Origin of the sequence: Streptomyces sp. NPDC059142 (assembly GCF_042755665.1) — a bacterium.
Taxonomy (GTDB): domain Bacteria; phylum Actinomycetota; class Actinomycetes; order Streptomycetales; family Streptomycetaceae; genus Streptomyces.
The window spans coordinates 96,157-110,596 of record NZ_JBHZDA010000012.1; the positions used below are offsets into that span (position 1 = coordinate 96,157).

Annotated in this window: 12 protein-coding genes and 1 tRNA gene; 10 read left to right on the top strand and 3 right to left on the bottom strand. The window is 71.7% G+C overall.

Going from position 1 to position 14,440, the window contains the following annotated elements; translation table 11 throughout:
- Positions 1-145 precede the first annotated feature (145 nt).
- The 3 genes from ACFXPK_RS07275 (at position 146) to glmS (ending at position 3,422) form a co-directional block, all read left to right on the top strand.
- On the top strand, positions 146-1,123 hold the full coding sequence (locus ACFXPK_RS07275) for a DUF4429 domain-containing protein (RefSeq protein WP_385072627.1): 978 nt from the start codon (positions 146-148) through the stop codon (positions 1,121-1,123).
- 136 nt (positions 1,124-1,259) lie between these two features.
- On the top strand, positions 1,260-1,535 hold the full coding sequence (locus ACFXPK_RS07280; RefSeq protein WP_384992304.1) for a hypothetical protein: 276 nt from the start codon (positions 1,260-1,262) through the stop codon (positions 1,533-1,535).
- A 57-nt stretch (positions 1,536-1,592) separates the two neighbouring features.
- On the top strand, positions 1,593-3,422 hold the full coding sequence (gene glmS / locus ACFXPK_RS07285) for a glutamine--fructose-6-phosphate transaminase (isomerizing) (protein ID WP_385072630.1): 1,830 nt from the start codon (positions 1,593-1,595) through the stop codon (positions 3,420-3,422).
- 172 nt (positions 3,423-3,594) lie between these two features.
- Here the strand turns inward: glmS and ACFXPK_RS07290 are convergent, their stop codons facing one another.
- The gene (locus tag ACFXPK_RS07290; protein ID WP_385007416.1) at positions 3,595-4,173 is read right to left on the bottom strand and encodes an acetate uptake transporter; all 579 of its coding nucleotides are present in this window, start codon (positions 4,171-4,173) and stop codon (positions 3,595-3,597) included.
- A 233-nt stretch (positions 4,174-4,406) separates the two neighbouring features.
- Entirely contained in the window at positions 4,407-4,928 is a 522-nt protein-coding gene (locus ACFXPK_RS07295) for a universal stress protein (RefSeq protein WP_385007418.1), read from the bottom strand.
- A gap of 1,067 nt (positions 4,929-5,995) precedes the next feature.
- On the opposite strand from ACFXPK_RS07295, the gene ACFXPK_RS07300 reads away from it, so the two are divergent.
- The 3 genes from ACFXPK_RS07300 to ACFXPK_RS07310 all read left to right on the top strand — a co-directional run bounded on the left by ACFXPK_RS07300 (position 5,996) and on the right by ACFXPK_RS07310 (position 8,020).
- Complete coding sequence (locus ACFXPK_RS07300; RefSeq protein ID WP_385007420.1) at positions 5,996-7,216, top strand: GlxA family transcriptional regulator; 1,221 nt, start codon at positions 5,996-5,998, stop codon at positions 7,214-7,216.
- A gap of 10 nt (positions 7,217-7,226) precedes the next feature.
- Positions 7,227-7,829: an oligoribonuclease gene (gene orn, locus ACFXPK_RS07305; RefSeq protein ID WP_385007423.1), complete on the top strand. Its 603-nt coding sequence runs from the start codon at positions 7,227-7,229 to the stop codon at positions 7,827-7,829.
- A 118-nt stretch (positions 7,830-7,947) separates the two neighbouring features.
- Positions 7,948-8,020 (top strand) — tRNA-His (locus ACFXPK_RS07310).
- 76 nt (positions 8,021-8,096) lie between these two features.
- Here the strand turns inward: ACFXPK_RS07310 and ACFXPK_RS07315 are convergent.
- Positions 8,097-9,161 carry a LacI family DNA-binding transcriptional regulator gene (locus ACFXPK_RS07315; RefSeq protein ID WP_385072632.1) on the bottom strand — a complete coding sequence of 355 codons (1,065 nt, stop codon included), beginning with the start codon at positions 9,159-9,161 and terminating at the stop codon, positions 8,097-8,099.
- 352 nt (positions 9,162-9,513) lie between these two features.
- Here ACFXPK_RS07315 and ACFXPK_RS07320 point away from each other — a divergent pair, with 352 nt between their 5' ends.
- The 4 genes from ACFXPK_RS07320 (at position 9,514) to ACFXPK_RS07335 (ending at position 14,386) form a co-directional block, all read left to right on the top strand.
- On the top strand, positions 9,514-10,848 hold the full coding sequence (locus ACFXPK_RS07320; protein WP_385006866.1) for an ABC transporter substrate-binding protein: 1,335 nt from the start codon (positions 9,514-9,516) through the stop codon (positions 10,846-10,848).
- 3 nt (positions 10,849-10,851) lie between these two features.
- The gene (locus tag ACFXPK_RS07325; RefSeq protein ID WP_385072634.1) at positions 10,852-11,946 is read left to right on the top strand and encodes a carbohydrate ABC transporter permease; all 1,095 of its coding nucleotides are present in this window, start codon (positions 10,852-10,854) and stop codon (positions 11,944-11,946) included.
- 9 nt (positions 11,947-11,955) lie between these two features.
- On the top strand, positions 11,956-12,894 hold the full coding sequence (locus ACFXPK_RS07330; RefSeq protein ID WP_385006871.1) for a carbohydrate ABC transporter permease: 939 nt from the start codon (positions 11,956-11,958) through the stop codon (positions 12,892-12,894).
- Positions 12,895-12,976: 82 nt separating this feature from the next.
- On the top strand, positions 12,977-14,386 hold the full coding sequence (locus ACFXPK_RS07335; RefSeq protein WP_385006873.1) for a GH1 family beta-glucosidase: 1,410 nt from the start codon (positions 12,977-12,979) through the stop codon (positions 14,384-14,386).
- The last annotated feature ends 54 nt before the right edge of the window (positions 14,387-14,440 follow it).

Sequence of the window (14,440 nt, forward strand, 5' to 3'; positions counted from 1 at the left end):
CGCCCCCCCGCCCCCCCCCGCGCGCGCGGGGGGCGCGCGGCGCCACCCCCGCGCGCGCCGGGGCGCGGCGGGCGCGCCCGCCCCCCCCCCCCCCCCCCGTCCCCGTTCCCCGCCCGCGCTCCCCGCCGGATGGAAGAATCCCGGCATGGCGGAAATCATCCAGAAGGACGGCACCTGGACCTTCGACGGGAACACGGTCCGCATCGTGCCCGGCAAGGACAAGGGAGTGAGCCTGCTCCGCAGGACGCTCGGCGAGATCGCGGTGCCGCTGGAGGCGCTGGCGGGGATCTCCTTCGAGGAGGGGCGCAAGTCCGGGCGGCTGCGGCTGCGCCTGCGGGACGGCGCCGATCCGCTGCTGGGGATCGCCGGGGGCAGGCTGGACGACGGCTCCGAGCCGTACCGCCTCACCGTCGAGAAGGACCGTTTCGGCGTGGCCGAGTACCTGGTGGACGAGGTGCGCGAGGCGCTGCTGCTGGACCAGGTGGATCCCGGGCCCGTCGACCGCTATCTGCTGCCGGGCCCCGCCCTGCCGATCACGGTGGGCGCCGGGGACGCGACGGTCTCCTTCGACGGGCGGCGGATCCGGCTGGAGTGGAACTGGAAGACCGAGGAGTCCAAGTCCTCCGGCGGCCCGCGCACACTCGTCCTCGGCGACCTGGCGGCGGTGGAGTGGCTGCCGAGCGCCGGTCTGGAGAACGGATACCTGCGGTTCGTGGTGACCGGGAACACCTCGGCCACCTCGGCGGCCCCGAAGTACGACCCGCACGCGGTGGACCTGTACGGATTCCGGAAGGACCCGCTGATGGCGCTGGTGGGCGCGGCGGTGGCGGCCCGGCTGCCGCACCCGCTCGCGGCGCCGTCCCCCGCCGGGAGGACACCGGCCGGGGAGCTACCGGGCACGAGGACACCGGGCGCCGGACCGGTGGAGTCCCCGGTCACGGCAACGGAGGCGACCGGGGCCGGAGCCGGAACCGGAGCCGGGGCCGGAACCGGCAGCGCCGGAGGCGACGACCATGACGCCCTGCTGCGCCGGCTGCGGGAGCTGGGCGAGCTGCATCAGTCGGGGATACTCACCGCCGAGGAGTTCGCCACCGCCAAGCGGGCCATCCTCGGACGCCTCTGAGGAGACGGCCGGAGCGCCCCCGCTCCCCCGGCCTCCCTCCGAGCATTTCCCTCATTCAGCTCTCACTTTCCATGGATCCTGCCCGATTCCGGGCAGGAATGTTGCAAACACCCCCGCGCGCCCGCAATATCGACGAGTGCTCGAACGCCGCCCGTCGTACGACGACCTCATCGACCATCTCGTGCGCAGCACCGCGCTCCAGCGCGGTGAGGCCGCCCGTGTGGTCCTCGACGTCCTGGCGTACTTCGACGAGACGACCGAGGAGTTCGTACGGCGCCGCCACCGGGAAATGCAGTCCGGCGGGGCCGCCAACGCCGAGATCTTCGAGCGGATCGCGGCCGAACTGCCGCACCGCGCGGTGGCGCCCCCGGAGCTGTCGCTCCGGCAACTGCGCCGCATCGTCTACGGCTGACAGCCACCGGCGCGTCCGGGCACACACCGTGAGAACTTCAGGAGGGGCAGAGACCGTATGTGCGGAATCGTCGGATACATCGGCAGGCGTGATGTGGCACCACTGCTGCTGGAGGGGCTCCAGCGACTGGAGTACCGGGGGTACGACTCCGCCGGGATCGTCATCACCGGCAAGCCGGCCGCGGGCAAGGCCGCCACGCTGAAGATGGTCAAGGCCAAGGGCCGCGTCCGCGAGCTGGAGTCCCGCGTCCCCAAGCGCTTCGCGGGCACCAGCGGTATCGCGCACACCCGGTGGGCCACGCACGGCGCCCCGAGCGACGAGAACGCGCATCCGCACATGGACGCCGAGGGCAAGGTCGCCCTCGTCCACAACGGCATCATCGACAACGCCTCCGAGCTGCGCGTGAAGCTGGAGGCGGACGGGGTCGTCTTCCTCTCGGAGACCGACACCGAGGTGGTCACCCATCTCGTCGCCCGCTCCCAGGCGGACACCCTGGAGGAGAAGGTCCGCCAGGCGCTCCAGCTCGTCGAGGGCACGTACGGCATCGCCGTCATGCACGCCGACTTCCCGGACCGGATCGTCGTGGCCCGCAACGGCTCCCCGGTGGTGCTGGGCATCGGCGAGAAGGAGATGTTCGTCGCCTCCGACGTGGCGGCGCTGGTCTCGCACACCCGCCAGGTCGTGACGCTGGACGACGGCGAGATGGCCACCCTCAAGGCCGACGACTTCCGTACGTACACCACCGAGGGGTCGTCCACCTCGGCCACGCCGACCACAGTGGAGTGGGAGGCCGAGTCGTACGACATGGGCGGCCACGACACGTACATGCACAAGGAGATCTCGGAGCAGGCCGACGCCGTGGACCGCGTGCTGCGCGGCCGGATCGACGACCGGTTCTCCACCGTGCACCTCGGCGGGCTGAACCTGGACGCCCGCGAGGCGCGCGGGGTGCGCCGGATCAAGATCCTCGGCTGCGGCACCTCGTACCACGCGGGCCTGATCGGCGCGCAGCTCATCGAGGAGCTGGCCCGGATCCCCGCCGACGCCGAGCCGGCCTCCGAGTTCCGCTACCGCAACCCGGTCGTGGACCCCGACACGCTGTACGTGGCGGTCTCGCAGTCCGGTGAGACGTACGACGTGCTGGCGGCGGTGCAGGAGCTGAAGCGCAAGGGCGCCCGGGTGCTGGGCGTGGTGAACGTCGTGGGCTCCGCGATCGCCCGGGAGACGGACGGCGGGGTGTACGTGCACGCCGGGCCCGAGGTGTGTGTGGTCTCCACCAAGTGCTTCACCAACACGGTCGTCTCGTTCGCGCTGCTGGCGCTGCACCTGGGCCGGATCCGCGACCTGTCCGTGGCGGACGGCAAGCGGATCATCGCAGGGCTGCGGCGGCTGCCCGAGCAGATCGCGGAGATCCTGGCGACCGAGGACGAGATCGAGAAGCTGGCCGCGGAGTACGCGGGGGCCGCCTCGATGATGTTCATCGGGCGGGTACGGGGCTACCCGGTGGCGCTGGAGGCGTCGCTGAAGCTGAAGGAGATCTCGTACATCCACGCCGAGGCGTACCCGGCGTCCGAGCTGAAGCACGGTCCGCTCGCGCTGATCGAGCCGGCGCTGCCGACGGTCGCGATCGTCCCGGACGACGATCTGCTGGAGAAGAACCGGGCGGCGCTGGAGGAGATCAAGGCGCGCAGCGGTCCGATCCTGGCGGTGGCGCACCGGGAGCAGGAGAAGGCCGACCACACCATCGTGGTGCCGAAGAACGAGACGGAGCTGGACGCGATCCTGATGGGGATCCCGCTCCAGTTGCTGGCGTACCACACGGCGCTGGCGCTGGGCCGGGACATCGACAAGCCGCGGAACCTCGCGAAGTCGGTCACGGTCGAGTAGCGGGCGCGCGGCGCCCCGGCGGAGTCGGCGACAGAGCGGGCGCCGGGGCGGGCGCCGCCCGACCGCGGTGAGAGCGCCCCCGGCGCGTGCCACCCGTCACACCGGGGGCGCTCTCCGAAGGGGCCGGTGCTTGCCCGGGCACCGGCCCTCGGCCTGGAGCCGTGCTGGGCGGCTAGCCGGTGGCGGCGGCTCCCCGGCCGGCGGCGCGCCGCCGGGGGAGCGTGGTCGGCCAGTGGGCGAGCGCGGCCGTCGCCCCGTACCAGGAGGCGAGCCCCGCGACGGCGGCGACCCAGCCGCCCACTTCGGCCAGGCCCGGACGGTCCGCGAACCGGGCGACGGCGAGCAGCAGCAGCGCGAGGCAGAACAGCCCGTACGTCGCCTGGAGGAGCGGGCCGGAACCGGCGGCGCCGACGGTCAGGCTGAACGCGAGCAGCGCCCACAGGACCAGGAAGAGCCCGGCGGCGTCGGCCGACACCTGGGCGCTCGCGCCGGTCCCCCAGGTGAACCAGAAGGCGCCGAGGCCGGCGAAGGCCGTACCGGTGAAGGAGTCGCCCGTACGGAGTTCGAGCAGTCCGGCGGCGAACAGGGCCACGCCGCCGACGTACAGCGCGAGGGTGACGGCGTCCGACGCCGTGACGCCGTCCACCGCGCCGGTCAGGCCGACGCCGAAGGCGAGCAGGGTGAGCCCGAGCGCAAGATGGCCGAGAATGGAAGTGGAATTGGTGCTTCCCGCAGAGACGTCGTTGTCCACGGCGGGCTCCCTTCACGATGTGCGGGTGTGCTGAGTCCCAGCGGGCGTTATGTACCCTTCACGAGCGCACAAACCACCTCTACGCGTGAGTAAATTCACGCCGTGGGCAAGGAAGTTGACGGCCCCTCAGGGCGTACGGGCGTGCCACGAGGGGCAGTTGCGGGATGGCGGACGGCCGGGATCAACGCAGCGGCCGGGATCGCGGAACGGCCGGGCGCACAGGACGCCCGGACTTACGGGATGACGACGACGGGGCGCTGCGCGCGGCGGGCGAGCCGTCCGGCGACCGAGCCGAAGATCCGCCCGACGATGCCGTGGGTGGAGCCGACGACGATCGCGTCGGCGGAGTACTCCTGGCCGACCTCTTCGAGTTCGTGGCAGATGTCACCGCCGCGCTCGACCAGGATCCACGGCACCTCGGAGAGGTAGTCCGCGCAGGCCAGTTCCAGGCCGAGCACTTCGGTGCGGTGGTCGGGGACGTCCACGAAGACCGGGGGTTCGCACCCCGCCCAGACCGTGGTCGGGAGCCGGTTGGCGACATGGACGATGATCAGGCCGGAGCCGAGGCGCCGGGCCATACCGATGGCGTAGGCGAGGGCGCGCTCACTGGACATCGAGCCGTCGAAGCCGACGACCACCCCGTGCCGGAAGGCCGGGTCACAGGAGGCGCGCGTCTGTTCCGCCGCTTGCAGGTCCGACAGTGGGTCGGCTACCTGCTCGCGGTCTGCGGGTTCTGGGATTTCGTGACCGGCCATGGTGTCTCGGCGAAAGAAGTCCTCTTGAGAAGGAGCAACGAGTGGCGGGGTGGACGGAGCTGTGTCCGGGAATCATCTTCCCAACCCCATACCCCAAAGGGTACGGCGACACTCCTCTCATGCCCAGAGCCCGCCGCGTCACACGCGGCGTTCCAGGGAGCATGCACGAGGCGGTCCCGGATCGCAATGCCGGATGGCCCCTACAGGCTTCCCGGGCGGTACCCCGGTAGCCCCACGGAGATCCAGGATCACCCCCACGGGTGACCGGACGACCCGGCCCCCCGTCGGCCCTCGGCCACGCCGCGGCCCCCGGGCGGCCCGCCGCCGCGCACCATCCGGCGCCCGCCCCTCACGAGCGCCACGCGCCACGGGGCGCACGCGGGCCGCGGAGGGGCTCCAGGCCCGCCCCCAGGGGCCTCCCGGGGCTCCGGGGCCCGCCGCCGCGCGGAATACTGGGAGCGGTCCCACCGACCTCCGGCAGGCCCGCCACGGGCCCTCCGCGAGGCCGCGCGGATTCGCGCCACCCGGGGCCGGCCCCCGTCGGACACGGTGGCGCCGTACGTAAGGATGTACGGAACGTACGGACCGTCCGGAAGCCGTCACTCGTGGAGGGTTCAACCAGATGGACAGGGGGCGCGGGAGGTCTCACGCGCGTACGAGGGTGGTGCGCCGGAGGATTGAGCGCATCGCACAGACGCACCCATCACTTTTCAGCCAACTTCGCACTTGGGCCCAACCTTTGATGAAATGGCCTGCCAACCCCCTTGCCACCAGGGAAGAAAGGACCGCTACGGCCCTCCGCACCCTACGGGGATGGGCCATGCATGCGACGCCCACTTCCACTCTCGGCTCGCGAGTGGAACGCTTCGTGATCGAATGCTTCGCGCCAAGTTGCCTTGTCGACATAACGCCGGTTGGAGAACTTGTCACGCCGGCACCACGGAACACAGTAGATTCGATCATGAGGATCGACGGCTGGGGACCCGTGCAAAACCGAGGGGAATCGTGCAGGAGCGAAAGGCCCGACAAGAACGGGGAGACGAGAACACCGAGGGGGGCTTAGCGCCATGAGCCAGGACTCCACCGCCGTACCGGAGTCAGTACGGAAGCTTTCCGGGCGTCGACGCCGGGAAGTCGTCGCCGTGCTGCTTTTCAGCGGCGGCCCCATCTTCGAGAGCTCCATTCCGCTCTCGGTGTTCGGAATCGACCGCCAGGACGCCGGGGTTCCCCGCTACCGCCTGCTCGTCTGCGGTGGGGAGGACGGTCCGCTGCGCACCACCGGCGGGCTCGAACTGACCGCGCCGTACGGCCTGGAGGCGATCAGCAGGGCAGGCACGGTGGTCGTGCCGGCATGGCGGTCGATCACATCACCGCCACCACCCGAGGCACTGGACGCACTGCGCCGTGCCCATGAGGAGGGCGCCAGAATCGTCGGACTGTGCACCGGCGCGTTCGTGCTCGCGGCGGCCGGACTGCTGGACGGCCGACCGGCCACCACGCACTGGATGTACGCCCCGACGCTCGCCAAACGCTATCCGTCCGTCCATGTGGACCCGCGGGAGCTGTTCGTCGACGACGGGGACGTGCTCACCTCCGCCGGGACAGCGGCCGGAATCGATCTGTGCCTGCATATCGTCAGGACCGACCACGGCGCGGAGGCAGCGGGGGCCCTGGCCCGCCGGCTGGTCGTACCGCCGCGCCGCAGTGGCGGGCAGGAGCGCTATCTGGACAGGTCTTTACCAGAGGAGATCGGCTCCGACCCGCTCGCCGAGGTCGTGGCCTGGGCGCTGGAACATCTCCACGAGCAGTTCGACGTGGAGACGCTCGCGGCGCGCGCGTACATGAGCCGCCGCACCTTCGACCGGCGGTTCCGTTCGCTCACCGGAAGCGCGCCGCTCCAGTGGCTGATCACCCAGCGGGTGCTTCAGGCACAGCGGCTCCTGGAGACATCCGACTACTCGGTCGACGAGGTCGCCGGACGGTGCGGCTTCCGCTCCCCGGTGGCGCTGCGCGGGCACTTCCGGCGGCAGCTCGGCTCCTCCCCCGCGGCGTACCGGTCCGCCTACCGGGCCAGGCGTCCGCAGGGCGATCCCATGCCGCCGGGGGTCATGGAGTCGATGGTGCCCGCCCAGGCGTCCGCGCACTCCAGGCGGGCGGCGGCGGCCTCCAGCCCGCCGGGCCATCCGGCGGCGTCCGCGGCGCTTCCGGACCACGGCAAGGCCGGACCCGACATGTACGCGACAGGCCCGGCCCGTCCGAGTCTGCCCGGCCAGCGGAGCGCCCCGTAGGGTAAGGCGTATGAACGATCGAATGGTGTGGATCGACTGCGAGATGACCGGGCTCTCGCTGACGGACGACGCACTCATCGAGGTGGCCGCACTGGTCACCGACTCGGAACTGAACGTGCTCGGTGAAGGGGTGGACATCGTGATCCGCCCGCCGGACGCGGCGCTGGAGACCATGCCCGAGGTGGTGCGGCAGATGCACACCACCTCGGGGCTCCTCGACGAGCTGGCGGGCGGCACCACGCTCGCGGCCGCCGAGGAGCAGGTCCTGGCGTACGTGCGCGAGCATGTGAAGGAGCCCAGGAAGGCGCCGCTGTGCGGCAACACGGTCGGCACCGACCGCGGCTTCCTGCTCCGCGACATGGCGACGCTGGAGGGGTACCTCCACTACCGCATCGTCGATGTCTCCTCGATCAAGGAACTGGCCCGCCGCTGGTATCCGCGGGCCTATTTCAACAGCCCGGAGAAGAGCGGCAACCACCGCGCGCTGGCGGACATCCGCGAATCCATCGCGGAGCTGCGCTACTACCGGGAGGCGGTCTTCGTACCGCAGCCGGGGCCGGACTCCGACCGGGCGAAGCAGATCGCGGCGAAGCACGTCCTGCGCGCGGAATAGGCCCCACGGCCCGTTCCGCGCCCCGTTCCGCACCCAGGAACAACGCGGGTGCGAGCACCCTCACGGACCCTGTACACTTTTTCTCGGCCGGTCAGGGAAAAGAAAAAGACCGGTCGTGGTGGGTATAGCTCAGCTGGTAGAGCACCTGGTTGTGGTCCAGGATGTCGCGGGTTCAAGTCCCGTTACTCACCCTTCAGAGATCGCCCCCGGAGCCTGTGGGTCAGGCACCGGGGGCGATCTCCGTTTCCGGGCCCGGCTGACGGCCGGTCAGGACGAGTCCCGTACCACCAGCTCGGTCGGGAGGATGATCTGGCGCGGGCCCGGACCCGCCACCCGCGTTCCCGCGCCGTTGCCGCGCGCCCCGATCTCCGCCAGGACCAGGCGCGCCATCGCCCGCCCCATCTCCTCGATCGGCTGGCGGACGCTGGTCAGCGGCGGATCCATCAGCCGCGCGATCGCCGAGTCGTCGAAGCCGACCAGGGCCACGTCGTCCGGGGTCCTCCGGCCCGCCGCGCGCAGCGCCTGGCGGGCGCCCGCCGCCATGACGTCCGAGGCCGCGAAGACCGCGTCCAGGTCCGGACGGCGGGCCAGCAGCTCGGTCATCGCCCGGCGGCCGCCCTCCTCCGTGAAGTCGGCCACGGCGACCAGCCCCTCGTCGGGCGCGTGGCCCGCCTCCGCCAGGGCCCTGCGGTAGCCGTCCAGACGGCAGGCCGCGCCGTACACCGCCAGCCGGCCGGTGATCGTCGCGATGGTGCGGCGGCCCCGGGAGAGCAGATGCGTCACGGCCGTCCGGGCGCCCCCGGCGTTGTCGGAGTCGACCGAGGGCAGCGGCTCCTCCTCCGACCTGCGGCCGCTGATGACGGTGGGGATCGCGATCCGGGCCAGCAGCTCGGGCAGCGGGTCGTCGGCGTGCACGGAGACCAGCAGGACCCCGTCGGCGCGGTGCGCGGCCAGATACTGGGCGAGCCTGCGGCGCTCCCTGGCGCCGCCCGCGAAGGTGAGCAGGAGCTGCATCCCCGTCTCGGACAGCGCCTCGCCGACCCCGCTGACGATGCCCGAGAAGTACGGCTCGGCAAAGAACCGCGCCTCCGGCTCCGGTACGACCAGGGCGATCGCGTCGGCGCGGTTGGCGGCGAGCGCGCGGGCCGCCCGGTTGGGCACGTATCCCAGCTCCGCCACGGCCCGCTCGACGGCGGCCCTGGTCCGGGCGCTCACCTTGGGCGATCCGTTGATCACCCGGGAGACCGTGCCCCGGCCGACCCCGGCGCGCGCCGCCACCTCTTCGAGCGTCGGCAGCCTGCCACCGCGCGGCCGGTACATCCGAGACGTCATCCGTGCCTCCCACCCAGTCGTCGCACCGCACCCGCCCGGACCCGCCGGCCCCTGCCCGAGCCGCCGCAGCCGCTCCGTGGGGGCCGTTCCGTACGCCCGGCCGGGCCTTGGCGGACACCCGTCCGAGGAATCCGTTCCGAGTCCAGCCCTGTCCCTTGACACCCCTACGGCGACCCGGGACGCTTCAACACATCACATGTGGGAGCGCTCCCACCGTACCTGACCCATACATGCCCCGCACGTGGCCCGACCGCGCCGGATCCCCCCTCGCAACGCGGACAGCGGCACACAGCACCGAGCACGCTCGCGGTTGGCCGGAGGCCGGCGACGTCGGTGGCACTAGGAGGACGTCATGCGTACACGTACTCGTTCGTCCCGTCGGCTCGCGGCCCTCGCCGCCGCGGCGGCCCTGGCCGCGGGCGCCCTGGCCGGCTGCGCCGCCGACGACGAACCCTCCACCGGCGCCACCAGCGGCGGAGGCGACGGCGGCAAGGGAAAGACCACGATCACCGTGGGGGTCTTCGGCGCCTTCGGCCTCAAGGAGGCCGGGCTCTACGACCAGTACACCAAGCTCCACCCCGAGATCGTGATCAAGCAGACCTCCATCGAGCGCAACGAGAACTACTACCCGCAGCTCCTCACGCATCTGGGCTCGGGCAGCGGGCTCGCGGACATCCAGGCGGTCGAGGTCGGCAACATCGCCGAGGTCACCGCGACCCAGGGCGACAAGCTGGTCGACCTCGGCAAGGCGTCCGGTGTCCAGAAGGACAGCTTCGTGCCGTGGAAGTGGGAGCAGGCCACCACCAAGGCGGGCCGGACCATAGGGCTCGGTACGGACATCGGCCCCGAGGCCATCTGCTACCGCAAGGACCTCTTCGCCCGGGCGGGGCTGCCCACCGACCGCGCGGAGGTCGGCGCGCTGTGGGCGGGCGACTGGCGGAAGTACCTGGACGCCGGGAAGAAGTTCAAGGCCAAGGCCCCCAAGGGATCCGCCTTCGTGGACTCGGCGAGCGGGGTGATGGCCGCCGTCCTGGGCAGCTCCGCCGAGCGCTTCTACGACGCGGACGGCAAGGTCGTCTACAAGACCAACCCGGCGGTGAAGGCCGCCTGGGACCAGTCCGCCGCCTTCGCCGGGAACGGCCTGACCGCCAAGCTCCAGCAGTTCACCCCCTCCTGGGACCAGGGCTTCTCCAACAACGCCTTCGCCACGGTCTCCTGCCCGCCCTGGATGCTCGGCTACATCCAGGACAAGGCCGGGGCCGCGGGCAAGGACAAGTGGGACGTGGCCGCCGCGCCCAAGCCCGGCAACTGGGGCGGCTCGTTCCTCACCGTGCCCGAGGCGGGCAGGAACAAGGAGGCCGCCGCCGAGCTGGCCGCCTGGCTGACCGCGCCCGAGCAGCAGGCCACGCTCTTCGCGAAGCGCGGCAGCTTCCCCAGCTCGCAGGCCGCCTACGCGCTGCCCGCGGTCTCCGGCGCGAAGCACGCGTACTTCGGCAACGCGCCGATCGGGGAGATCTTCGTCCAGGCGGCCAAGGGCGTGCCGGTGCAGATCCTCGGCCCGAAGGACGGGATCATCTCGCAGAACCTGGCCGACGTGGGCATGCTCCAGGTCGACCAGAAGGGGACCTCGTCGAAGGACGGCTGGAACGCGGCCGTGAAGGCGATCGACAACGCGCTGGACCAGTGACCGATGGCCAGTGACGCACCCGCCGCCGCGCCCTCCGGGGAGGAGGGCGCGGCCCCGGCCCCCGGTTCCGGCGCCTCCGGCGCCCGGATCCGCCCCGGTGCGGGTCCCGGCGCGGAGGACCGGACGCGGGACGGCTCGGCGAACGGCTCGAAGGGCGACGCGCAGGACGAGCGGCGCAGGGAGCGGCGCAGCCGCTGGTACCGCCGCGACGTGCGGTGGAGTCCGTACGCCTTCGTCGCACCGTTCTTCGTCTTCTTCCTGGCCTTCGGCCTCTTCCCGCTCCTCTACACCGGCTGGGCCTCGCTCCACCGGGTGGAGCTGACGGCGCCCGGCGACATGGAGTGGGTGGGGCTGCGGAACTTCTCCCGGCTGGTGAGCGACGAGTTCTTCTGGAACGCGCTGAAGAACACGCTCACCATCGGGGTGCTGTCGACCGTCCCGCAGCTCCTGATCGCGCTGGGCATCGCGCATCTGCTCAACTACCGGCTGCGCGGCTCGATGTTCTTCCGGGTCGCCGTGCTCACCCCGTACGCCACCTCGGTGGCCGCCGCGACGCTCGTCTTCGTGCTGCTCTTCGGCCGCGACTACGGGATGATCAACTGGGCGCTGGGGATGGCCGGGATCGATCCGGTCGACTGGCAGAACGGCGCGTGGACCTCGCAGCTCGCGGTCTCCACGATCGTCATCTGGCGCTGGACGGGGTACAACGCGCTGATCTATCTGGCGGCGATGCAGTCGATCCCCCACGATCTCTACGAGTCGGCGGCGCTGGACGGGGCCTCCCGCCGGCAGCAGTTCCTCCATGTGACCGTGCCGTCGCTGCGGCCGACCATCCTCTTCACGGTCGTGGTCTCGACGATAGGAGCGACCCAGCTCTTCGGGGAGCCGCTGCTGTACAACGGCGCCGGCGGTGCGAACGGCGGGGCCGACCATCAGTTCCAGACGCTCGGGCTCTATCTGTACGAGCAGGGCTGGGTGAACCTGCACCTCGGCCGGGCCTCGGCGATCGCCTGGACGATGTTCCTGATCCTGCTGGTCGTCGGCGCGGTGAACTGGCTGATCGGCCGCCGTCTGCGCATCAGCTCGCAGGGCCGGTGAGGGGGAGACATGTCCACGACGACACAGTCACAGCCATCGGAGTCGGAGCGCAGGCCGCCGGCCGGGGCCCGGACACCGGAGCCGCCGCCCGAGGCCGCCCGGCGCACGGGCCGGCGCGGCGCGGGACGGCAGCTCCACGGTGGCCGGATCACCTACGCCGTGCTGACCGTGTTCACGGTCGGTTCGCTGTTCCCGCTGGTGTGGACGGCGATCGCGGCGTCCCGTAACAACACCCGGCTCGCGCAGACCCCGCCGCCGTTCTGGTTCGGCGGGAACCTGTTCAAGAACCTGGAGATCGCCTGGACCGACGCCAACATGGGGACGGCGCTGCTCAACACGACGATCGTGGCCGGTTCGATCGCCGCCGGTACGGTGCTCTTCTCCACGCTCGCCGGATTCGCCTTCGCCAAACTCCGCTTCCGGTTCAAGAACCTGCTGCTCCTGCTGGTCATCGGCACGATGATGGTGCCGCCGCAGCTCAGCGTCGTCCCCCTGTACATGCTGATCGCCGAGCTGTCCTGGACCGACCGGCTCCAGTCCGTCATCCTGCCCACGCTGGTCAGCGCGTTCGGGGTGTTCTTCATGCGCCAGTACCTGACCGGGGCGCTGCCCACCGAGCTGATCGAGGCGGCCCGGGTGGACGGCGCGGCCAGTTGGCGGGTGGTCTGGCATGTCGTCTTCCCCGCCGCGCGGCCCGCGATGGCCGTGCTGGGGATGCTGACGTTCGTGATGGCCTGGAACGACTTCTTCTGGCCGATCATCGCGCTGACCCAGAACGGCAGCCCCACCGTGCAGGTGGCGCTGACCGGGCTCGGCCGCGGCTACATCCCCGACCAGTCGGTGATCATGGCGGGCGCGCTGCTGGGCACGCTGCCGCTGCTGATCGCCTTCGTCCTGTTCGGCAAGCACATCGTCGGCGGCATCATGCAGGGCGCAGTCAAGGGCTGACGCCGCGCCCCCGCCCGCCGGGTCCCACCGCAACTCACCCCCCACCCACACCCCCATCCCTACGGTCAACGGGAGCTGCACCATGTCCGAAACCTTCCCGCCGGGCTTTCTCTGGGGCACCGCCACCGCCGCGTACCAGATCGAGGGCGCGCCCCAGGAGAACGGCCGTACGCCCTCCATCTGGGACGTCTTCAGCCATACGCCCGGCAAGACGCAGAACGGCGACACCGGCGACGTCGCCGTCGACCACTTCCATCGCCGGGCCGAGGACGTCCGGCTGATGGCCGACCTCGGCGTGAACGCGTACCGCTTCTCGGTCTCCTGGCCGCGCGTGCAGCCCACCGGGCGCGGGCCCGCCGTCCAGCGCGGTCTGGACTTCTACCGCGAGCTGGTCGACGATCTGCTCGCCCACGGCATCGAGCCCGTCCTCACCCTCTACCACTGGGACCTCCCGCAGGAGCTGGAGGCGGCGGGCGGCTGGCCGGAGCGCGAGACGGCGTACCGGTTCGCGGAGTACGCGCGGTACGTCGGCGAGGCGCTGGGCGACCGGGTGGAGCGCTGGACCACCCTCAACGAGCCCTGGTGCAGCGCCTTCCTCGGGTACGCCTCCGGGGTGCACGCCCCGGGCCGTACGGACCCGGTGGCCGCCCTGCGCGCGGCCCACCACCTCAACCTGGGACACGGTCTCGCCACACAGGCGCTGCGCTCCGTGCTGCCGGCGCGGGCGCAGGTCTCGGTGAGCCTCAACCCGTCGTGCGTACGGGCCAGGACGCAGGCGCCCGAGGATCTGAACGCCCGGCGCCGGATCGACGCCCTCGCCAACCGGATCTTCACCGGGCCGATGCTCGCGGGCGCGTACCCGGACGACCTCTTCGCCGACACGGCCCGGCTCACCGACTGGTCCTTCGTCCACGCGGGCGACGCGGCGGTGGCCCGTCAGCCGCTGGACTCGCTGGGCGTCAACTACTACCAGCCCGCGATCGTCTCGGCCGCCTCGCAGGCCGGCACGGAGCGCCACGACGGGCACGGCGAGAGCGACCACTCCCCCTGGCCCGGCGGCGACGACATCGCCTTCCACCAGCCGCCCGGCGAACTGACCGGGATGGGCTGGACGGTGGATCCGAGCGGGCTGTACGACCTGCTGATGCGCTACTCGCGCGAGGCGCCGGGGCTGCCGCTGATGATCACGGAGAACGGCGCGGCGTACGAGGACAAGCCGGCCGCCGACGGCTCGGTCCACGACCCCGACCGGATCCGCTATCTGCACGGCCATCTGTCGGCGGTGCGGCGGGCGATCGGGGACGGGGCCGATGTACGCGGCTACTTCCTCTGGTCGCTGCTGGACAACTTCGAGTGGGCGTACGGGTACGGCAAGCGGTTCGGCGCGGTCCATGTGGACTACGAGACGCTGCGCCGTACGCCGAAGTCGAGCGCGCGGTGGTACGCGAAGGTCGCGGCGACCGGCGAGCTGCCGGAGCCGCCGCTCGGCTGATTCCGGGGGCCGGGTCCAGGGGGAGGGGAGGGGCCGGGGCCGGGCGGACGGGGC